General features: G+C 60.8%; 20 protein-coding genes. 17 read left to right on the top strand and 3 right to left on the bottom strand.

Translation table 11 applies throughout. From position 1 onward, the window contains the following. Positions 1-43: 43 nt before the first annotated feature. The 13 genes from FHT71_RS19080 to FHT71_RS19135 all read left to right on the top strand — a co-directional run bounded on the left by FHT71_RS19080 (position 44) and on the right by FHT71_RS19135 (position 11,576). Positions 44-715 (top strand): amino acid ABC transporter permease, encoded by a 672-nt coding sequence (locus tag FHT71_RS19080; RefSeq protein ID WP_037083812.1) that lies wholly within the window; start codon positions 44-46, stop codon positions 713-715. Further along, a complete protein-coding gene (locus FHT71_RS19085) occupies positions 712-1,371 on the top strand; it encodes an amino acid ABC transporter permease (protein WP_132592716.1) in 660 nt (219 codons plus the stop codon). Before FHT71_RS19080 ends, FHT71_RS19085 begins: the two co-directional genes overlap by 4 nt. Continuing rightward, the gene (locus FHT71_RS19090) at positions 1,349-2,074 is read left to right on the top strand and encodes an amino acid ABC transporter ATP-binding protein (RefSeq protein ID WP_132592714.1); all 726 of its coding nucleotides are present in this window, start codon (positions 1,349-1,351) and stop codon (positions 2,072-2,074) included. Before FHT71_RS19085 ends, FHT71_RS19090 begins: the two co-directional genes overlap by 23 nt. Before the next feature lie 328 nt (positions 2,075-2,402). Beyond that, complete coding sequence (locus tag FHT71_RS31795) at positions 2,403-2,588, top strand: hypothetical protein (protein ID WP_246699521.1); 186 nt, start codon at positions 2,403-2,405, stop codon at positions 2,586-2,588. Between the two features lie 355 nt (positions 2,589-2,943). Beyond that, positions 2,944-3,282, top strand: a complete 339-nt coding sequence (locus tag FHT71_RS19095; RefSeq protein ID WP_246718050.1) for a hypothetical protein — start codon at positions 2,944-2,946, stop codon at positions 3,280-3,282. A 703-nt stretch (positions 3,283-3,985) separates the two neighbouring features. Then, the gene (locus FHT71_RS19100) at positions 3,986-4,345 is read left to right on the top strand and encodes a hypothetical protein (RefSeq protein ID WP_183721436.1); all 360 of its coding nucleotides are present in this window, start codon (positions 3,986-3,988) and stop codon (positions 4,343-4,345) included. Between the two features lie 67 nt (positions 4,346-4,412). After that, complete coding sequence (locus FHT71_RS19105) at positions 4,413-5,189, top strand: FadR/GntR family transcriptional regulator (protein ID WP_183721556.1); 777 nt, start codon at positions 4,413-4,415, stop codon at positions 5,187-5,189. Between the two features lie 39 nt (positions 5,190-5,228). Next, complete coding sequence (gene denD / locus FHT71_RS19110) at positions 5,229-6,212, top strand: D-erythronate dehydrogenase (RefSeq protein ID WP_183721439.1); 984 nt, start codon at positions 5,229-5,231, stop codon at positions 6,210-6,212. 1 nt (position 6,213) lies between these two features. Further along, entirely contained in the window at positions 6,214-6,990 is a 777-nt protein-coding gene (locus tag FHT71_RS19115) for an SDR family oxidoreductase (protein WP_183721441.1), read from the top strand. A gap of 98 nt (positions 6,991-7,088) precedes the next feature. Then, the gene (gene ugpC, locus FHT71_RS19120; RefSeq protein ID WP_132592702.1) at positions 7,089-8,156 is read left to right on the top strand and encodes a sn-glycerol-3-phosphate ABC transporter ATP-binding protein UgpC; all 1,068 of its coding nucleotides are present in this window, start codon (positions 7,089-7,091) and stop codon (positions 8,154-8,156) included. A gap of 160 nt (positions 8,157-8,316) precedes the next feature. Continuing rightward, entirely contained in the window at positions 8,317-9,633 is a 1,317-nt protein-coding gene (locus FHT71_RS19125; protein ID WP_132592777.1) for an ABC transporter substrate-binding protein, read from the top strand. Positions 9,634-9,727: 94 nt separating this feature from the next. Continuing rightward, complete coding sequence (locus FHT71_RS19130) at positions 9,728-10,660, top strand: sugar ABC transporter permease (RefSeq protein WP_183721444.1); 933 nt, start codon at positions 9,728-9,730, stop codon at positions 10,658-10,660. Positions 10,661-10,676: 16 nt separating this feature from the next. Beyond that, positions 10,677-11,576: a carbohydrate ABC transporter permease gene (locus FHT71_RS19135; protein WP_007799699.1), complete on the top strand. Its 900-nt coding sequence runs from the start codon at positions 10,677-10,679 to the stop codon at positions 11,574-11,576. Between the two features lie 24 nt (positions 11,577-11,600). Here the strand turns inward: FHT71_RS19135 and FHT71_RS19140 are convergent, their stop codons facing one another. Together FHT71_RS19140 and FHT71_RS19145 are read right to left on the bottom strand one after the other, a co-directional pair. Beyond that, positions 11,601-12,269: an aldolase gene (locus FHT71_RS19140; RefSeq protein ID WP_183721447.1), complete on the bottom strand. Its 669-nt coding sequence runs from the start codon at positions 12,267-12,269 to the stop codon at positions 11,601-11,603. A 14-nt stretch (positions 12,270-12,283) separates the two neighbouring features. Further along, positions 12,284-13,282, bottom strand: a complete 999-nt coding sequence (locus FHT71_RS19145) for a LacI family DNA-binding transcriptional regulator (protein ID WP_183721450.1) — start codon at positions 13,280-13,282, stop codon at positions 12,284-12,286. A gap of 242 nt (positions 13,283-13,524) precedes the next feature. On the opposite strand from FHT71_RS19145, the gene FHT71_RS19150 reads away from it, so the two are divergent. The 4 genes from FHT71_RS19150 (at position 13,525) to otnK (ending at position 17,929) form a co-directional block, all read left to right on the top strand. Next, positions 13,525-14,841, top strand: coding sequence for an MFS transporter (locus tag FHT71_RS19150; RefSeq protein ID WP_183721453.1), 1,317 nt, complete (start codon positions 13,525-13,527; stop codon positions 14,839-14,841). A gap of 69 nt (positions 14,842-14,910) precedes the next feature. Beyond that, positions 14,911-15,855, top strand: a complete 945-nt coding sequence (ltnD, locus tag FHT71_RS19155) for an L-threonate dehydrogenase (RefSeq protein ID WP_183721456.1) — start codon at positions 14,911-14,913, stop codon at positions 15,853-15,855. Positions 15,856-15,868: 13 nt separating this feature from the next. Then, on the top strand, positions 15,869-16,645 hold the full coding sequence (gene otnI, locus FHT71_RS19160; protein ID WP_183721459.1) for a 2-oxo-tetronate isomerase: 777 nt from the start codon (positions 15,869-15,871) through the stop codon (positions 16,643-16,645). A gap of 3 nt (positions 16,646-16,648) precedes the next feature. After that, positions 16,649-17,929: a 3-oxo-tetronate kinase gene (gene otnK / locus FHT71_RS19165; RefSeq protein WP_183721462.1), complete on the top strand. Its 1,281-nt coding sequence runs from the start codon at positions 16,649-16,651 to the stop codon at positions 17,927-17,929. Between the two features lie 939 nt (positions 17,930-18,868). Here otnK and FHT71_RS19170 read toward each other — a convergent pair. Next, positions 18,869-20,023 (bottom strand): GGDEF domain-containing protein, encoded by a 1,155-nt coding sequence (locus FHT71_RS19170; RefSeq protein WP_246718034.1) that lies wholly within the window; start codon positions 20,021-20,023, stop codon positions 18,869-18,871. Positions 20,024-20,060 lie beyond the last annotated feature (37 nt).

Here is a 20,060-nt window from a genome sequence, read left to right on the forward strand (position 1 = left end):
GATGACCCAGGTCACCGCCGGTATCGAAGAGAGGGAGAATTTCGTGAGCTACCATTTCGAATTCGGATGGCTGCTTCAGTATTACCCGCAGATCGTCAAGGGCATACTGATCACCATCGAGCTTATCGCGATCGGCGGTGTGCTCGGCATTTCACTCGGCACTTTCTGCGCCTGGGTACGCGCGCTTGGACCTGCCTGGCTGAAACCCGTGATCGCCGCCTACGTCGAGCTGATCCGCAATACGCCGTTCCTGATCCAGCTTTTCTTCATCTTCTTCGGCCTGCCGTCGCTTGGCCTGCAGCTTAACGAACTGACGGCTGCCAATCTCGCCATGATCGTCAATCTCGGCGCCTATAGCTGCGAGATCATCCGCGCCGGCATCCAGGCGACGCCGAAGGGACAGTTCGAGGCGGGCGCCAGCCTTGCCATGACGCCGTTCGAAACCTTCCGCCACGTCGTTCTCGTGCCCTCGCTCCAGCGTATCTGGCCGGCACTCTCCTCGCAGGTGGTGATCGTCATGCTCGGTTCCTCGGTCGTCTCGCAGATCGCCGCCGAAGACCTGACCTTCGCCGCCAACTTCATCCAGTCGCGCACCTTCCGGGCCTTCGAGGCCTATATCGTCTCGACCGCCATCTATCTGGCGCTGGCGATCCTGCTTAGGCAGGTGCTTTCGGCCGTTGGCGGGTTCATCTTCCCGAGGAGACTTACGCGATGATCGAGTTTACCGTCTGGGACATCCTGCGCAACCTGCTGCTTTCCACGCGGTGGACCATTCTCCTCTCGCTCGTCTCCTTTATCGGCGGCGGCGCGGTCGGGCTGATGCTGCTCTTCCTGCGCATCAGCAAGCGGAAATCATTCAGGGCCTTTGCGAAATACTACATCGAGCTTTTCCAGGGCACGCCGCTCCTGATGCAGCTCTTCATCGCCTTCTTTGGGCTTGGGCTTTTCGGCATCGACGTGCCGGCATGGCTTGCCGCCGGTCTGGCTCTGATCTTCTGGACTGCCGCCTTCCTCGCCGAAATCTGGCGCGGCTGCGTCGAATCCGTCGCGAAAGGCCAATGGGAAGCCTCCGCCAGCCTCGGCATGGGCTGGCTCCAGCAGATGCGTTACGTCATCCTGCCACAGGCCTTGAAGGTCGCCGTGCCGCCGACGGTCGGCTTCTCCGTCCAGGTCGTCAAAGGAACGGCGCTGACCTCGATCATCGGCTTCGTCGAATTGTCCAAGGCAGGCACCGTCGTCACCAACGCCACCTTCCAGCCGTTCACCGTCTACGGGTTCGTCGCCCTCATCTATTTCGCGCTTTGCTGGCCTCTGTCGAAGAGCAGCCAGATCCTCGAAAGGAAGCTCAATGTCGCTCATCGAAATCACTGAAGTCCGCAAGAGCTACGGCACGAACGAGGTGCTGAAGGGCATCAACCTGGACGTGGAGCCCGGCGAAGTCATCGCCATCATCGGCAAGAGCGGTTCGGGAAAATCGACCCTGCTTCGCTGCATCAACGGCCTTGAGACCATCACTCAAGGCTCGATCTCGGTGGCCGGCGCCCAGCTTCTGGACGACGAGGTGCACTTGAAGGCGTTGCGCCTGAAGGTCGGCATGATCTTCCAGCAGTTCAATCTCTTCCCGCACCTGTCAGCCGGCGGCAACGTCATGCTGTCGCAAACCGTCGTCAAGAAAACGGCGAAGGCGGATGCCGAAGCGGTCGCCCGCAAGATGTTGGATCGCGTCGGCCTTGGCCATAAGTTCGATGCCTATCCCGACCAGCTTTCAGGCGGCCAGCAGCAGCGCGTCGCCATCGCGCGGGCGCTTGCCATGCAGCCGATCGCACTGCTTTGTGACGAGATCACCTCGGCGCTCGACCCGGAACTCGTCTCCGAAGTGCTGGCTGTCGTGCGCGAACTTGCCGCCGAGGGCATGACCCTGCTTATGGTGACGCATGAAATGAAATTCGCGCGTGATGTCTGCTCGCGCGTCCTTTTCATGCATGAGGGCAAGGTCCATGAGATCGGTCCACCGGAAGAGTTGTTTGCCGATCCGAAGACGCCGGAGCTGAAGCAGTTCTTGGGCGTTCATTGATTGGCAAGAGCTTGTTAATCAAACTGAGTGGGAGAACTTACCCCCGCGTTCCGAAGTCTCAACCCTGCGGCCTTCGTCAGGTTGAGCAGGAAGGATCCCTTCGATGCCGGCCGCCCTTCCTGCTGAAAACAATGCCGCCGGCGGGGAGCGCCGAGAGCTGTAACTGTCGGGTGGTGTCGGAACGCATGCGGATTGGTGGGCCGCGACAGAAAGGCTCAGTGAGGCGGGCGAGGGCGGCGGTCAAGTGTTCGTGATAGCCCTCGCATCTGCTTGATGGTGCGGCATTTTCGCGTCAAGGACGCAAATCATCGCGGCGGGGAGATTCCCTATGAGCAGATTTCACGTATTTGCGGCAGCTGGAATGATCATTTGTCTGACCGCGATCATTTCAGCTTGTACGACGACACCACGAAATCCGAACCCGCCTGATTACCAATACCAACCGAGGACGTCCGTGAATCCGGCCTGTGCGGGTGGGTTCAGACCGAGCAACGAGCGGTCGTGCAGCTACTGACCCGGTTGCGACTTGGTCCCACTTGGGCTCCGGCAACTCGGGACGCGGCTCGATGGACTGGCTGAGCTTTACGACCATCAGGCGCGACGAACTATTCGATTTGATCGCCAGAAACTTTTAGGGCGCGAAATGCGCGCTTGCCCGCCGAAAATGCGGTCTTTCTCTTCAAGGTCACCAATGGCCGGCGCGGTCACCAGCGGCGCCAACGCAAGCAGCGCGCCGGCCGGTTGACTCTGCTACGCGGCCGACCGCCAGGCTGCAACCCATCCGCGAAAAGCGCAAGTCTCGGCACACGCAACGTTCATTGGCGGTTCAGGCTTGATGGCTTTATGTAGTTGGCGAGGAGGAGTTCATGATGAAGAAGCTCTTATCCGCCCTCGCAGCAATGAGCCTGGCTGCATTTTTCGCCCTGCCGCTAAACGCCACGCCGATGTTCGTGTCGATATCCGAGCAAGCGCAAACCGGCGATATCGTGCAGATCAACAACCGGCACCATGGTTATTGGCGTTCGGATCGCTATTGGAACCGGCGCTACGCCTACCGCTCCTGCCGTTACTACGGCAACTGCTACCCTCGCCACTACGGGTACCGCGGTTATCCGAGGTACTATGGCTATCCTCGGTACTATGGCGGCTATCCTGACTATTACGGCTATCAGCGGCGGTCGGGAGTGACCCTGTATTTTGACTTCTAGCCGGTAGCGCTCGCAGGTTAGCAGAAGGGTCGCAACGATTGCGACTCAGCGACGATCCAAAACGGTTCACCCTCAATGCGGCCGTTGCTCTCGTTCGGGCGGCGGCTTTTTCTTGCGTTGTCAAACGCAGACATCGGAATCAAAAAAGACCGCCTCGGGTGTAGCCGGGGCGGTCAACGCGGATTCGATGTCCGCTGACCCGGTGAAGGGGAGGAACACCGGGCGCTGCTGCTCGCCTCATGGGAGGGCAATGAGGCGACGACAGCCTATCGGCTGACCGCACCTTGCGAAGCTATACAGAGGTTTGCCTGAGCTGGACTCTGGAATGGGCCGCGCCGTAGTCACCATCCAAGGGCGTACCACAAGGTAACGCTTGCGGCGCCTTCACGTTCGATGGAAGACTTCGTCGGTCAGGAGCAGGAGAAAGTTCTCGTCGTCGATCTTATTCGCAACTTGGCCGTCTTCGGTCATATAATCGACGACAGGTGCCCGAGGTTTCCCGTCTGGCGGGGATGACGGAAATTTTCGTTGTTCGACAATAACGAGGCGGCGTCCGGAAGCGTCTGCACAGTCTATTCGTGCAGTATTTTCAAAGATAGGCATTTGCGATCACGAGGGTTGATATCGGTGCGAACCGCAGATGGGGTTCCATCTCGTGGTGATCAATAGCCCGAATGGGTTGGCCGCGTCTAAGGAGCGCAGCATGCCCGTCGGCGCGAAGGCCGGCGGGTTTTCTTTTTACCACGACGAGACCAAGCAAAAGCCCGGCGCCGGCTCCCCGCCGCCGGGGCCTGATGCGGACCTGGATGCGCTGCAGGAGACTAACTGGCGACGCGAAGAGGGTTCCGGCCGCCAAGCAGTTGGCCCGCGCGCGCCTATTTTGAAGTTCTTGCGGAAGGGAAATCAGGTACTGCAAAAATGCGTCGCAGAACATTCGCGCCGCTCTCAGATCGTCGAGCGTGACTTCGTCGACCACATGCCGAGGCGCAAGGTGAGCAACGGCGCCGTTGCACAGCCGATTTTTGATGCAGTGCAGCGACGAACCTCTATTGACTGGACATGATTTTCGCGGCTCCATGACAACTGATCTGCTGGACCAACCAGTGGGTCAGTTAGAGGTGATGACGGCGATGAGCGGCAGCCCGATACTCACACAGATGCCGAAGGTCGGACAAAGTCTCGACCGGCGCACGGCTCGTGACCTCATCGCCGACAAGCTGATGGTGCTAATCGCCACCAACATGCTGCGTCCTGGCGACGTCTTGCCGGGTGAACGGGAACTCGCCAACGTGCTTCATGTCAGCCGCGAGACCGTGCGCGGTGCCATCCAGACGCTTTCCGCGCGCGGCATCGTCGAGGTGTCTCAGGGCAGCCGCACGCGGGTCTGCAATGTCGACCTCAGTCATCTCACCGTTACCATCGCATCGCCCAACGCCATCGACAGCTACGATCTCGACGATGTTCATGCGGCCCGGTTGCATATCGAGCTGAAGGTCGTCGGCGATGCTGCCGATCGGATTGATGAAGAGACGCTGGGCAAGCTCAAAAGCCTGCTCGAAGCGCAGAAGTTGTGTGGCGATGACGCCATGCGCTTCCTGATCTGCGACCGCGAATTCCATATCGGAATCTATCGGGCTTGCGGAAACCCGCTGCTTTGCGATTTCGTCACCGATCTTTACACCTACATGATGGACCACCGGCGCAGCGCGATGTCACGGCCGGGCGCCATAGATGCGAGCTACGACGACCACACCGAGATCGTGGAGGCACTGGAGCGGCGCGACCGGGACGCGGTGGTTGGCGCCTTTCGACAGCATCTCACCCGGATCTACGACACGACGAAGGAACTGCTTGGCGCAACGGGGCAGCCGAAGCGGGAAAAGAGCAAGAGCAGGACGAAAACGTGATCCGGCTTGGCCGGCAGCAGGTAGAAAGGTTCACCGAGTATGCATGTCATGGTGATTGGAGCGGCCGGGATGGTTGGCCGAAAGTTGGTGGAGAAGTTCGCCGCAAAGGCAGGCGTGCTTGGCTACGATATTTCCAAGCTGACGCTGGTTGATGTCATCGAACCGCCGGTGCCGCAGGCGCTGTCGGCCGCTGCAACGACACTTGCGCTTGATCTTTCAAAAGACGGTGCGGCTGAGAAACTCGTCGCTTTGCGGCCAGGCGTGATCTTCCACCTCGCGGCGATCGTTTCCGGTGAGGCCGAGGCTGATTTCGACAAGGGCTACAAGGTCAATCTTGACGGAACGCGGGCTCTGTTCGAGGCGATCCGCCATGAGGGTTTGCGGGAGCCCTATGTCCCGCGTGTCATCTTTGCCTCATCGATCGCCGTTTTTGGAAAGCCTTTTCCGGAAAAGATCGGCGATGAGTTCTTCACCACGCCACTGACGAGCTACGGCACGCAAAAGGCGATCTGCGAACTGCTTCTCGCCGACTATTCGAGGCGCGGCATTTTCGATGGTGTCGGCATCCGCCTGCCGACGATCTGCATCCGCCCCGGCAAACCCAACAAAGCGGCATCCGGCTTCTTTTCCAATATTCTCCGCGAGCCGCTGGCAGGTCAGGAGGCAGTGTTGCCGGTGGACGAGAACGTGCGCCACTGGTTTGCAAGCCCGCGTTCGGCGGTCGGTTTCTTCATTCATGCCGCGCGGATGGATACGTCCGCGATCGGCCCGAGACGCAATCTGACCATGCCTGGCCTTTCCGCCCTCGTTGGTGAAGAGATCGAGGCGCTTCGGCGTGTGGCTGGTGAGAAGGCCGTCAAGCTCATCCGCCGTGAGCCTGACCCGGTTATCGACTCGATTGTTTCAGGCTGGGCGACCGATTTCGACGCACGGCGTGCTTGCGAACTGGGCTTCAGAGCCGAAACCAACTTCGACGAGATCATCAGGATCCATATCGAAGACGAACTCGCAGGACATATTTGAGATGGTTCGCGCTTTGAAATCCGGCGAAGGCAAGATCGCATTGGTGACGGGCGGTGGCACGGGCGTCGGACGCGGCGTCGCCGAGGCCTTGAGCACGGAGGGTTATACCGTGGTCATCACCGGCCGGCGCGCCGACGTGCTCGACAAAGCCGCTGGCACAATAGCGGCGCAAACGGGAGGAACCGTGCGGGCGATCGTTGCAGATATCGGCGACCCGGCTGCGGTCGCGCGCCTTTTCGAAACGATCCGCACGCAGTTCGGCCGGCTCGACCTCTTGGTCAACAATGCCGGTTCCACCGTGCCGCCAGTGTCGCTGGAGGATGTGACCTTCGAGCAATGGAGCGGTATTGTCGCCGTAAATCTCACGGGTGCCTTTCTCTGCACACAGCAGGCATTCCGGCTGATGAAGGCGCAGGTGCCGCGCGGCGGGCGGATCATCAACAACGGCTCGATTTCGGCCCAGACGCCGCGGCCGAACTCAGCACCTTACACGGCAACCAAGCATGCGATCACGGGGTTGACCAAGTCGACCGCGCTCGACGGGCGCAGATATGACATCGCCTGCGGCCAGATCGATATCGGCAATGCCGCGACCGACATGACGTCGAAGATGAATTCCGGGGTGTTGCAGGCAAATGGCGAGACCGCCAGTGAGCCGACGATCCCGGTCGCGCATATCGCAAAGGCCGTTGTCTACATGGCAAGCCTGCCGCTGGAGGCGAATGTGCTGACGATGACGGTCATGGCGACGAAGATGCCGTTGGTGGGGCGAGGATAAGGGCAGTCGAGAGGGAACCGGACGGGGTCCAAGAACGGCATGAGGAGGCCGCCGGACAATCCGCCGATTTCAGATGAAACTCACAGGGAGGAAAGCATATGGCAGGCGTTGACTTCGTCGATGTCAGAAAATCATTCGGAGCCTTTCCCGTCATCAAGGGCGTGAACATCGAAATCGAGGATGGCGAATTCGTCATCCTTGTCGGCCCCTCGGGGTGCGGGAAATCGACGCTTCTGCGAATGCTGGCCGGGCTTGAAAACATTTCGGCGGGCCAAATCCGCATTGGCGACAAGGTCGTCAATACCCTGCCGCCCAAGGATCGGGATATCGCCATGGTATTCCAGAACTATGCGCTTTACCCGCATATGACGGTCGCCGACAATATGGCCTTCTCGCTAATGCTGAACGGCTCGCCGAAATCCGAGATCGACAAGCGCGTCGGCACAGCGGCGGGAATTTTGGGGCTTTCAAAGCTGCTTGACCGCTATCCGCGCCAGCTCTCCGGCGGCCAGCGCCAGCGCGTGGCCATGGGCAGGGCGATCGTGCGCGATCCGCAGGTGTTTCTCTTCGACGAACCGCTGTCGAACCTCGATGCGAAACTGCGCGTAGCCATGCGCGCCGAGATCAAGGAACTGCACCAGCGGCTGAAGACGACGACCGTCTACGTCACGCATGACCAGATCGAGGCGATGACGATGGCCGACAAGATCGTCGTCATGCATGACGGCATTGTCGAGCAGATCGGTTCCCCGCTTGAGCTTTATGACAGCCCCGCCAATCTTTTCGTCGCCGGTTTTATCGGCTCGCCGGCGATGAACATGATCAAGGGCAGGCTCGATCCGCAAAATCCGAACAGCTTTATCGCAACCGATGGGATGGCGCTGCCCGTCGCCCGGCCGCCGTTAGCGGGAAGGGGGCGCGATCTCATTTACGGCCTGCGGCCGGAATATATGTCGCTCGACCCGAACGGGTTTGCCGCCAGTGTCGCGGTTATCGAGCCCACCGGCTACGAAACGCAGATGATCGTGCGCTTCGGCGCAACGGACGTCACCTGCATTTTCCGCGAGCGCGTGAACGTTAGGCCGGGAGAGGCAATCCACTTGTCGATCGATGCCAATCACGTTCACCTGTTCGATGCCGAAACCGGAGCGCGGCTGACCGACTGATACTGCCCCGTTTGCGGCTGCGCGAGGGAAGAGGAGCCCTGGCGCATCCGGTTTCGGGGCCGGCTTTTCCGGCCGTGCCGGAAGCCATTGCCGCCGCATTCGCCAAACGGGACGGCGGGTGCCGGTACGGATATGTCCCGTGCCACGAAGGAGGAGCATGATGACTTTCAAGAGACGTGATTTTCTTACCGCATCTGCCGCGATCGCGGGCATGGCCGGTCTTTCGCCTTTCGGCATCCGTCCGTCTTTCGCTCAAGCGGCGGAACCGGCCTACAAGCCGGAGGAAGGTGCAAGCCTGAGGCTGTTGCGCTGGACACCCTTCGTCAAGGGCGATGAGGATGCATGGCTTGCCAATACCGCAAAATTCACGGAAGCGACCGGGGTTGCGGTCCGCATCGACAAGGAAAGCTGGGAGGACATTCGCCCGAAGGCTGCGGTCGCTGCGAATGTCGGGTCCGGGCCGGATCTGGTGATGTGCTGGTTTGACGACGCCCACCAATACCCGGACAAACTTGTCGATCTGACCGAGCTCGCCAACTATCTCGGCGGCAAATATGGCGGATGGTACGATGGCGTGAAAGGCTATGCGACGCGCGACGACAAGTTCATCGCCATGCCGCTGACGGCCATCGGCAACGCCGTCTGCTACCGTGACAGCCACATGAAGGCGGCCGGCTTCAGCGAGTTTCCGAAGGATACCGATGGTTTCCTCGAACTCTGCAAGGCCATGAAGGCCAAGGGAACGCCCGCCGGGTTCCCGCACGGCAAAGCCGTCGGCGACGGCAACAACTATGCCCATTGGCTGCTCTGGAGCCATGGCGGCAAGATGGTCGATGAAGGCGGCAAGGTTGTCATCAACAGCCCCGAGACGCTGAAGGCGATCAACTATGCCAAGGCGCTGTACGAGACCTTCATTCCGGGCACCGAGAGCTGGCTCGACATCAACAACAACCGCGCCTTCCTCGCCGGCCAGGTGTCGCTGACGGCCAACGGCGTCTCGCTCTATTATGCGGCGAAGAAGGACCCGGCGACGGCGGAACTTGCGGCCGATATCCGCACCACCAACTTCCCGGTCGGCCCGGTCGGCCAGAGCGTCGAACTGCATCAGACGAGTTCGCTGCTTTTGTTCAACCACACGAAATATCCAGAAGCCGCCAAGGCTTACATCAAGTTCATGATGGAGGCCGACCAGATGAATGCCTGGATCACGGGCTCCAGCGCCTATTGCTGCCAGCCGCTCAAGGCCTTCGCCAGCAATCCTGTCTGGACGTCCGACCCGATCCACGCGCCCTATGCGCGCGCTTCCGAAACGCTGCGTCCCAACGGCTATGCCGGGCCGCTCGGCTATGCGTCCGCCGGTGTGATGGCCGACTATGTGCTGGTCGACATGTTCGCGACCGCCGTCACCGGGCAGAAGACACCGGAAGAGGCGATTGTCGAGGCTGAGCGCCGAGCAAACCGCTATTACCGGGTCTGAGCCGGCAGCGGCCCGCAAGGCCGCGAAGATAGGGGATCGGCGGAAATGCTGCCGCCGGTCCCCATTCCCAAATTCGTCATACGGGAGATGTCCGATGCCCAAAGTATCGTCCAGGAAGCCGCCATCGGCGATGGCTTCGCTCATGCAGAACAAGAATATGATCGGCTTCCTCTTCATGCTGCCGGCCGCCGTCTTCCTTGTCTGCTTCCTGACCTATCCGCTTGGTCTGGGCGTCTGGCTCGGCTTCACCGATACGCGCATCGGCCGTGACGGAGTGTTCATCGGGCTGGAAAATTACATCTTCCTTGCCGAGGACTCGGTCTTCTGGCTCGCGGTCTTCAACACGCTTCTCTACACCATCGTCGCGTCGATCCTGAAATTCGTCTTCGGGCTCTGGCTGGCGCTGCTTTTGAACGAGAACCTGCCGTTCAAATCCTTCTTTCGGGCGATCGTGCTCTTGCCCTGGGTCGTTCCGACGGTGCTTTCGGCGCTGGCCTTCTGGTGGATCTACGATGCGCAATTCTCGATCATCTCCTGGTCGCTGATGCAGCTCGGCGTGATCGACAGCCCGATCAACTTCCTCGGCGATCCGACGAATGCCCGGGCCTCGGTGATCGCAGCCAATGTCTGGCGCGGCATTCCCTTCGTCGCCATTTCGCTGCTCGCCGGCTTGCAGACCATTCCCGCTTCACTGCAGGAGGCGGCATCGCTGGACGGCGCGACAAGCTGGCAGCGCTTCCGCTACGTCACGCTGCCGATGCTGACGCCGATCATTGCCGTCGTCATGACCTTCTCGGTGCTGTTCACCTTTACCGACTTCCAGCTCATCTACGTTCTCACCAAGGGCGGGCCGGTGAATGCGACGCATCTGATGGCGACGCTGTCCTTCCAGCGCGGCATTCCCGGCGGACAGTTGGGCGAGGGGGCGGCGATCGCCGTGGCGATGATCCCCTTCCTGCTTGCCGCTATCATGTTCAGCTTCTTCGGCCTGCAGCGCCGCAAATGGCAGCAGGGCGGCCAGGATTGATTGGGGGAGAATGACAATGGCCACGACCGTTAAATCCGAAGACGCCGTTTTGACCGATGACGTACAAGGAATGAGCTATCTCAATCGCCTGCCGCGCCGGATCGTGATGGTTTATCTGCCGATGGCGGTATTCGTCTTCGTGCTGCTCTTTCCGTTCTACTGGATGGCGATCACGGCGATAAAGCCAAATTCGCAGCTGACCGACTATACGAACTACAGCCCCTTCTGGGTGGTCGGCCCAACGCTCGATCATATCAAGTACCTGCTGTTTGAGACCTCCTATCCGGGCTGGCTGTGGAACACGATGCTGGTTGCGACCTGCGCGACGTTTCTGTCGCTCGCAGCTTCGGTCTTTGCGGCCTACGCGATCGAGCGGGTGCGGTATTCGGGCTCGCGGCCGGTGGGGCTGATGATCTTTCTCGCCTACCTCGTGCCGCCCTCGATCCTTTTCATTCCGCTCGCCTTCATCGTCTTCAAGTTCGGCATCTACGACACCAAGTTGGCGCTGATCTTTACCTATCCGACCTTCCTCATTCCCTTCTGCACGTGGCTGCTGATGGGCTATTTCAGGTCGATCCCGTTCGAGCTCGAGGAGAGCGCGCTGGTGGATGGCGCGACACGCTGGCAGATTCTGATCAAGATCATCCTGCCGCTGGCCGTCCCCGGATTGATATCGGCGGGTATCTTTGCGTTCACGCTGTCCTGGAACGAGTTCATCTATGCGCTGACTTTCATCCAGTCTTCGGAAAACAAGACCGTGCCCGTCGGTGTGCTGACGGAACTTGTCCGCGGCGACGTGTTCGAGTGGGGAGCGTTGATGGCGGGTGCGCTGTTCGGCTCGCTGCCGGTGGTGATCCTCTATTCCTTCTTCGTCGACTATTACGTCTCGTCCATGACCGGGGCGGTGAAGGAATGAATACCTTGAAGTACGATCACGTATTCAATCGTGGTCGTGGTCGTGGTGCGACGGCAGGTCGAGGCCGAAGGTCTTGGTAAGATCGGCCACTTGCGCCGGGCTGAGGTAGCGGGGGTTGAGATTGCGCAGCAACAGATAGAGCTTCGCCGTCTCCTCCAGCTCCTCGGTAGCGAATACCGCCGCCTCCAGGCTGTCGCCGGCGACGACCGGTCCGTGATTGGCCAGAAGCACCGACGAATATTTGCCCGCCAGCCCGCGGATTGCGTCGGCCACCGCCGGATCGCCGGGGCGATAGTAGGGAACGAGCGCCGTCTGGCCGGCGCGCATGAGATAGTAGGGGGTCATCGGCGGCAGGGCGGCGCGCGGATCGATCTCCGGCAGCATGGTCAGCGCCACCGCGTGGGTGGAGTGAAGATGGACGATGGCGCGGGCGCTGCCGCGCGTATCATAAAGTGCCGTGTGAAGCGGAATTTCCTTGGTCGGCTTGTCGCCGGCAAGATGCCGGCCTTCGGCATCCAGCCTTGAGATGCGGGCCGGATCGAGGAAGCCGAGCGAGGCGTTTGTCGGCGTGACGAGCCAGCCGCCATCCTCCAGCCGCAACGAAATATTGCCGGACGAGCCGGGCGTCAGCCCGCGCTCGAACAGCGAGCGGCCGTAGCGGCAGATTTCCTCACGATGGCGCGTGTCGGACATGACAGTTCCTCCAATCAGGCGGTTGCCCCTTCGATCAGCTCGAAACCGAGATCGACGACCTGGGGTGGTGCGTTGGCGACGACGAGCTGCGCTGCCATCTGTCCCGTCGCCACGCGCGGCGTGCGGATGGTCGACAGCGGCTGCGGCGTCGCCCGGCCGATATCGAGGCCGTTGTAGCCGAAAATGGCAAGCTGCGAGGGGATCGAAATCCCCCGCGCCAGGCAGTGAAAATAACCGCCGAGCGCCATGTCATCATTCGAGAAATAGACTGCTTCGAGACCGGGCGTGCGGGCGAGCAACCGCTCCAGCCCCAGCCTGCCGTTCTCCACGGATGATGCTCCAGCCAGAATTTCGTGGTCGGCGAGTGGCGCGTCATGCGCGCCGAGCGTTTCGCAAAAGCCGGAAAACCGCTTGCCGGCGCGGGTATCGCGGTTCAGGTCGTGACCGACATAGCCGATCCGGCGATAGCCCCGCTTGAGCAGGAAGGCGGCACTGTCGCGTCCGGCCGCGCGGTTCGAGAAGCCGACCGCCATGTCGAGAGCATCGCCGTCCACATCGAGCAGTTCCACGATCCGGCAACCGCTCGCGCGCAGCATCTTTACCGTGCCCTCGGTGTGCTCGTATCCTGCCAGCATGACCGCAGCCGGCCGCCAGGCAAGCATCGCGGCGGCGAGCGCTTCCTCCTTGTCGGGATCATAATCAGTGACGGAGAAAACTGCCTGATACCGGTTTTCCTCCAGAACGGCGCTGGCGCCTCGCAGCACATCGGGAAAGACGATGTTGGACAATGAGGGAATGACGAAGGCGACAAGACGCGAACCGGTCGAAGCCAGCGTTCCCGCAATCCGGTTCGGCACATAGCCGAGCCGCTCGACCGCAGCCATCACCCGGTCCCGCGTCTTGCCGGAAAACGAGCCGTGGTTGCGCAGCACGCGCGACACCGTGCTCTCGCCGACACCGGCTGCTTCGGCGACCTCGGCCAGCGTCACCGTCGCCTGATGTTTGAAGTCCATGGTCACTTTTGAACCCAGCTCTGTGACGACTTCCTCGTCAGCGGGTATGCCCGCGCGATGATGCATCGGCGCCCATTTTTCACCGCTGCCGCCAAGAAGCAAGATTTTTTTGGCAGCGCTACCAATTTTGTGTTGGCAGCGCTGCCAAAATGGATTAATGAAAATGGCAGCGCTGCCAAAAGTGGCTTGGCGTGCCGCGGGAGGACCGACTGAGACCGCGGCAACAATTGGAGGAGAAAATCATGACGCTGCAGACGCAGGCGCCAGTCGATGGCGTGTACGCCGCACAGGCGGTGGAAGACCGTGCCTATGGCAGGGTCTTCTGGCGCATCGTGCCCTTTTTGATGCTGTGCTACGTGGTCGCTTATCTCGACCGCGTCAATGTCGGTTTCGCCAAGCTGCAGATGTCGAGCGAGCTCGGCCTGTCGGAAGCCGCATACGGCGTCGGCGCAGGCATTTTCTTCATCGGCTATTTTCTGTTCGAAGTGCCGAGCAACATCATCATGAACAAGGTCGGCGCGCGGGTGTGGATCGCCCGCATCATGGTGACCTGGGGCATCATTTCCGCCGCCTTCATGTTCACCTCGTCGGAAACCGTCTTCTATGTCCTGCGTTTCCTGCTGGGCGTTGCGGAAGCCGGATTTTTCCCCGGCATCATTCTCTATCTGACCGCCTGGTATCCGGCCCATCGCCGCGCCAGGATCATCACGACGTTCATGTCAGCGATCCCGATATCCGCCATTTTCGGCAATCCGCTTTCGGGCCTCTTGATGGACAGTTTCCACGGTACGCACGGCCTTTCCGGCTGGCAGTGGATGTTCCTCATCGAGGCCATTCCAGCCATTCTTTTCGGCGTCGCCACGTTCTTCTACCTTGATGATAAGATCGGTGACGCGAGATGGCTGAGCGATGAGGAAAAGCAGGTGCTGACGACGAATATCGAGGCGGAGAACAAGGCCAAGGTCGCAAGCCCGCACAGCATTGCCGGAACCCTGACGGACCGCCGCGTCTGGCTGATGTGCCTGATCTATTTCTGCTTCGTGCTCGGGCAATACGGCCTGAATTTCTGGATGCCGACCATCGTCAAGGCCTCGGGCGTCACCGGAAACCTGAACATCGGACTGATCTCTGCGATCCCCTATATCTGCACCTTCGTCGCCATGCTGGCGCTCGGTCGCTCCGCCGACCGGCTGCGCGAACGCCGGTGGCACCTCGTCATTCCCGCGCTCATCGCCGCCGGCGGCTTTGTCGCGGCGACTTCGGCGACAAGCACGACGGTCGCAATCGTCTGCCTCTCGCTGGCCGCTGCAGGCGCCATCAGCTGCGCGCCACTCTTCTGGTCGCTTCCGACCGCCTTTCTTGCTGGTACGGGGGCTGCGGCCGGTATTGCCTGGATCAATTCGGTTGGCAATCTCGCCGGGTTCCTCGGGCCGTTTCTGGTCGGCTATCTGAAGGACCTCACCGGCACCAACAGCGCTGGCATGTATTTGCTGGCAGCAGCGCTGATCATCGGTTCGCTGGCCGTGCTGATGGTGCCTGCGCAAACCGTCAATCGCTAGATCTCGACCCCTCCGGGTGGCCGCATCCGGAGGGGCAGCTTTTCCCTTACAAGACTGGAGAACATCGTCATGTCACCGCTTGCTGAAAACCCAGCCCCCGCCGTTGTCGCGGCCGTCATAGGTCTGGGTTCCATGGGGCTTGGAATGGCCCGATCGATGAAACGCGCAGGTCTCGACGTCGTCGGCTACGACATCACGCCTGCGGCGGTGGATCGCTTCGTCGCCGAGGGTGGCCGCGGCGCGGCCACGCCCGCCGGCGCGGCAGAAGGTGCCGATATCGTTGTTTCTGTCGTCGTCAACAGCGCGCAGACCGAGGCCGTCCTGTTCGGCCCCGAAGGCGTCGCGAAGACGATGAAGCCCGGTGCCGTCTTCGTCTCCTCGGCGACCATGGATCCAGCCGTCGCACGCGACCTGTCGCAACGGACCGAGGCGCTTGGGCTCAATTATCTCGATGCACCGATTTCGGGTGGTGCCGCCAAGGCGGCCAGCGGCGCCCTGACGATCATGGCATCCGGCTCCATGCAGGCGTTCGACGCAGCCCGCCCGGGTCTCGACGCCATGGCCGGCAAGGTCTACGAACTCGGCGACGCGGCCGGAACGGGTGCTGCCTTCAAGATGATCAACCAGCTTCTCGCCGGCGTGCATATCGCGGCCGCCTGCGAAGCGATAACCTTCGCCGCCAGGCAGGGTCTCGATCTTAACAAGGTCTACGAGGTGATCACGGCTTCGGCCGGCAATTCCTGGATGTTCGAAAACCGCGTGCCGCATGTGCTGGCCGGAGACTATACGCCGCTAAGCAGCATCGAGATTTTCGTCAAGGACCTCGGCATCGTCCAGGACATGGCCCGCTGCGAGCGTTATCCGGTGCCGCTGGCGGCCGCAGCCCTGCAGATGTATCTGGCCGCTGCGGGTGCTGGCATGGGGCGTGACGACGATTCCTCGCTCGCGCGCCTCTACGCCCAGCTCTCGGGCGCTCAATTGCCCGGTGGCGCCAAAGAGCCGCAGAGCCTGTAAAGGGAACTTCACCATGCCGGTTTTCGCCGCCAACCTGACGATGATGTTCAACGAATGGCCCTTCCTCGACCGCTTCGACGCGGCGGCCGATGCCGGCTTTTGCGCCGTCGAATATCTCTTTCCCTATGAAGCCCCGCCGGAGGCGATCGCCGAACGGCTTGCCCGCAACAATTTGCAGCAGGCCTTGTTCAATCTGCCGCCGGGCGACTGGGCCGCCGGCGAGCGGGGTATCGCGGCGCTTCCAGGACGCTTCGAAGCATTGAAGTCGGATGTGGAGCGGGCGCTCGACTATGCGGCAGCGACGGGCGTGAAGCGGTTGCATCTGATGGCCGGTCTTGCCGATCCCCATGACGAGGACGCTGCCTCGTCTTACCGGCGCTCCGTCGCCTACGCTGCCGGGCGGCTTGCGGAGGAGGGCATCGACCTCCTGCTTGAACCGATCAATGGGCGAAACATGCCGGGATATTTCCTCAATGACTTCGGCGCCGCAAAGCGGCTGATCGCGGACCTCGGCCTGCCGAACCTGAAGCTCCAGTTTGACATCTATCACCGCCAGATCATCCATGGTGACGTGGTCATGGCCTTGCGTCGCCTCATGGCGATCACCGGCCATATCCAGATTGCCAGCGTACCGTCACGCAACGAGCCGGACGGGGAGGAGCTCAACTATCCCTTTCTGTTCGGCGAAATCGACCGCCTTGACTATGACGGTTTCATCGGCTGCGAGTACATCCCGCGCGGCCACACACTGGACGGTCTTGGCTGGTTCAGACCTTTTGCACGGAGTTAGACGATGGCTATATTGCTCGGATCGATCGCGGACGACTATACAGGCGCGTCCGACCTTGCCAACACGCTGACGAAAAACGGCCTGCGCACGGTGCAGACGGTCGGCATCCCCGATCCGTCGCTGGCGCTGCCGGACGTCGACGCGGTCGTTGTTTCCCTGAAGATCCGCTCGGTGCCTGCCTCGGACGCCGTAACGGCCGCGACTAAGGCGGAACGATGGCTGCGCGGGCGCGGCTCGGCCCATGTGCTCTACAAGATCTGCTCGACTTTCGATTCCACCGATGCCGGCAATATCGGTCCGGTCACCGAGGCGCTAAGCGATGCCGCGGGCGGTGGCGTGGTGCTGGTGACGCCCGCCTTTCCGGAAACGGGCCGCACCGTCTATCTCGGCCATCTCTTCGTCGGCGGACAGCCACTGAACGAAAGCCCGCTCAAAGACCACCCCCTCAATCCGATGCACGACGCCAATCTCGTGCGCGTGATGGCCAGGCAGTCGCGTGGATCAATCGGGCTGATCGACCTGCCGTCAATTGCGGCGGGACCGGATACGCTCAGAGCCCGGCTTGAGGTCCTGCGTGAGGCAGGTGTCAGGTCGGCAATAGCCGATGCGGTCTTCGAACGCGATCTCGAGACGCTCGGCGAGATCGCGCTGGAAACGCCGGTGTCCACCGGCGCGTCGGGCCTCGGGCTTGGCCTTGCCCGCGCACTCGTCCGCTCAGGTCGGGCCTCTGCCGGCGGCACTGTAACGGCAAACGCCATTCGCCCCGTCGGCGGGCTTTCGGCGATCGTCGCCGGCAGTTGCTCCAGAGCGACGCTCCGGCAGCTCGAGGTCGCCGAACGATCGATGCCGGTTCTGCGGCTCGACCCGGAGCGGCTGCTGGCCGGTCCAGATGAGATTGCCGCAGCGATTTCGTGGGCTGGAGACCGCATCTCGGCCGGTCCGGTTGTCGTCGCCGCGAGTGCTGCGCCGGAAACCGTTTCCCGGCTGCAAGCGCAATACGGACGCGACGCCTCCGGCCATGCGATCGAAACCGCAACCTCGATCATCACCGCCGAACTGGTGGCAAGAGGCGTGCGGCGCCTGGTCGTTGCCGGCGGCGAAACCTCGGGTGCCGCCGTCGACAGGCTCGCCATTCCGGCATTTCTGATCGGCCCGGAGATCGCGCCTGGCGTGCCGGTCTTGCGCACGATCGGCAATGCGCAGGACGATATGCTGCTGGCGCTGAAATCGGGAAACTTCGGAGGCGAGGATTTCTTCACGGCGGCGTTGGCGATGATGCACTGAGCAAGATACCGAAGTGCAGGATAATGCAGCCGTGTATGAGATCCAGGAGAACGCGCCTTAAAAGGGCTTTGAACCGCCCTTTAGCCGAATTCGACAATTCCGGAAGTCCGTGTCAAAATTCCGAAAATTCGCGGCGGGCTACATTGAGGCGCTCTCGAGCTTTCAAGTCCGGTTCGTTCAGTTCATGAACCAGATCGTCAACTTCGTGTGCTGGCCGTCCGTCGAGAGGAATACCTCGGGCGTAAACGGGCCATCCCGTGAAGGTGTCAACGACAGCCCACCTTGCTGCGACCTTCGCGCTCCTACCTACCTGATAACGAAGGGGCGGCGTGTCGGGCTTGATAGGGGAAATGTAGTGTGACGGGGCTTGTTAGCAGGAGTATCTGAACGATCCACAACCAGCATTCCTTCCCCAAGGGTGGGATACTGAGAGGAGAACCTTCGTTGGGGGACGGTTTGCACCTGTTCCTGGGGCGAAGGCTCCCCCCTATCCCGCCCCTTGGGGCAGGACGGCTGCAGAGTACAGGATTGAAGCTGAGTTGCCAGTGGGACTTAAGTCGGAGTAAGCGCCACTGCAAAACCGGCTGACAGAAATGTAAAATCACGCGACGGCTACATCTCTTTTGCTCGAGGCATCGGTGAGCAGCGCGATCACCGCGACGACACGCGGATCGTGGAGGGTAGAATAGTCGTCTTCAAGGACAACAAACTCATCCCCGGAATGCCTGTCGAAGTCTTCGTCCAAACCGCAGAACGAACCGCACTCTCATACCTCCTCAAACCATTCTCAGACCAGATGATGAAGGCGTTCAGAGAGGAGTAGCTCATTTTTGCTTCTGCAACGAAATGTGTAGTGAAAGAGACATTATCCATTATCCCATCGATGCTTGGAGGATATTGCCGCCGGAAGCTTTCGCCGGCGCGGCAAAGGCGATTGTTCTATGACCTCAGATGCGATTTGCGCGCGGTCGCGTCATTCGACAGCTCGCTATAAGCAACAGCGCAATCTCGTCCGGACCTTTTTGCCGCATAGAGCGCGCGGTCCGCTTTCTCCAGAAGGTCCGAAGGATCGTCCGCACTGGAGGTTGTGAATGAGACACCCACGCTGCCTGTGAAACGAATTGTGTTTCCGTCAACGCCCGTTGTTTCAAGTTGGGCGATTTTCTTGCAGAGGAAGCGGGCGTATTCTGCCGCATGATCGGCGCAGGGAGCATCGTAGACAACCACGAATTCTTCGCCACCAAACCTTGCCGCGAGCGGGTTGGATAGATCCGGAATGTTGGCCAGCAGGTCTGACAGCGATTTGAGACAACGGTCTCCGGTCGGATGCCCGAATCGATCGTTGATGGCCTTGAAGTGATCAATGTCGATGAGCAAGATCGCGGTTCCTGTCTCCGACGTTGACCTGAGGATCGACGCCGCGAGAAATTTCTCGAACATCCGTCGGTTCGCCAGGCCCGTTAGCGGATCCTTTTCAGCCAGCACTTGCAACACGAGGTTGGTTCGCCGAAGTTCAGACGCGGTGCTTCCATAAGACATGACTGCATCGCCAATGAGCGCGAGCTCCTTGAGTTTTGGCCGGTCCGTTGCGGCCTTTAAGGCTTGGTCCTTCTCGATCCGGTCGAGGTTCACGATGGCCGCGACAATCGGGGCGGTCAAATGCCTGCGGGCCAGAGCGAGCAGCATCGCCACAAGGATTGCCGGGATAGTGAGGAAGACGATTACCAGGTAACGGACTTCTACTGCGCGTTGTTGTATTCCCGCCGCGATGTCGTCGCCGACGAAAGCGGAGTTGTCACTTGTCTCCTTTGCCATCTTCTCGATGATCCGCATGGCCTCCTCGTAGGCCGAGAGGTCGGCGAGCGATTGGCTAGCCTCCTGCTGACCGCCGGCCCGTTCCGCCGCTTGATCGCGATGCTGCTGATGAGCGGAGACGATCGACTTGGCAAGACCGGCAACTTTCTTTGAACCGTCGATCAGGATTGGCGAGCCGTCGAAACCAAAACCTTGAGCTAGGGCCTGTATCTGAAGCTGAAGTTGCCGCTCGAGACGCCGATCGTTGGTGAGAAAGACCGCCCTTACGAGGGAAGACATTCTTTCGATCTTAACGGCGTTGCGTGTCTGGGAGAGG

It is taken from the genome of Rhizobium sp. BK060 (genome assembly GCF_014193145.1).
In the GTDB taxonomy this organism is placed as follows: Bacteria; Pseudomonadota; Alphaproteobacteria; order Rhizobiales; family Rhizobiaceae; genus Rhizobium.

Bases quoted from the DNA above. Each gene is read 5' to 3' on its own strand.
- ugpC (WP_132592702.1), top strand. From the start codon at position 7,089: ATGGCAGGCGTTGACTTCGTCGATGTCAGAAAATCATTCGGAGCCTTT.
- FHT71_RS19095 (WP_246718050.1), top strand. From the start codon at position 2,944: ATGAAGAAGCTCTTATCCGCCCTCGCAGCAATGAGCCTGGCTGCATTT.
- FHT71_RS19130 (WP_183721444.1), top strand. From the start codon at position 9,728: ATGCCCAAAGTATCGTCCAGGAAGCCGCCATCGGCGATGGCTTCGCTC.
- FHT71_RS19135 (WP_007799699.1), top strand. From the start codon at position 10,677: ATGGCCACGACCGTTAAATCCGAAGACGCCGTTTTGACCGATGACGTA.
- otnK (WP_183721462.1), top strand. From the start codon at position 16,649: ATGGCTATATTGCTCGGATCGATCGCGGACGACTATACAGGCGCGTCC.
- FHT71_RS31795 (WP_246699521.1), top strand. From the start codon at position 2,403: ATGAGCAGATTTCACGTATTTGCGGCAGCTGGAATGATCATTTGTCTG.
- ltnD (WP_183721456.1), top strand. From the start codon at position 14,911: ATGTCACCGCTTGCTGAAAACCCAGCCCCCGCCGTTGTCGCGGCCGTC.
- FHT71_RS19085 (WP_132592716.1), top strand. From the start codon at position 712: ATGATCGAGTTTACCGTCTGGGACATCCTGCGCAACCTGCTGCTTTCC.
- FHT71_RS19100 (WP_183721436.1), top strand. From the start codon at position 3,986: ATGCCCGTCGGCGCGAAGGCCGGCGGGTTTTCTTTTTACCACGACGAG.
- FHT71_RS19150 (WP_183721453.1), top strand. From the start codon at position 13,525: ATGACGCTGCAGACGCAGGCGCCAGTCGATGGCGTGTACGCCGCACAG.
- FHT71_RS19090 (WP_132592714.1), top strand. From the start codon at position 1,349: ATGTCGCTCATCGAAATCACTGAAGTCCGCAAGAGCTACGGCACGAAC.
- FHT71_RS19115 (WP_183721441.1), top strand. From the start codon at position 6,214: ATGGTTCGCGCTTTGAAATCCGGCGAAGGCAAGATCGCATTGGTGACG.
- FHT71_RS19105 (WP_183721556.1), top strand. From the start codon at position 4,413: ATGAGCGGCAGCCCGATACTCACACAGATGCCGAAGGTCGGACAAAGT.
- FHT71_RS19140 (WP_183721447.1), bottom strand. From the start codon at position 12,269: ATGTCCGACACGCGCCATCGTGAGGAAATCTGCCGCTACGGCCGCTCG.
- FHT71_RS19125 (WP_132592777.1), top strand. From the start codon at position 8,317: ATGACTTTCAAGAGACGTGATTTTCTTACCGCATCTGCCGCGATCGCG.
- FHT71_RS19145 (WP_183721450.1), bottom strand. From the start codon at position 13,282: ATGGACTTCAAACATCAGGCGACGGTGACGCTGGCCGAGGTCGCCGAA.
- otnI (WP_183721459.1), top strand. From the start codon at position 15,869: ATGCCGGTTTTCGCCGCCAACCTGACGATGATGTTCAACGAATGGCCC.
- FHT71_RS19170 (WP_246718034.1), bottom strand. From the start codon at position 20,023: ATGTCTTCCCTCGTAAGGGCGGTCTTTCTCACCAACGATCGGCGTCTC.
- denD (WP_183721439.1), top strand. From the start codon at position 5,229: ATGCATGTCATGGTGATTGGAGCGGCCGGGATGGTTGGCCGAAAGTTG.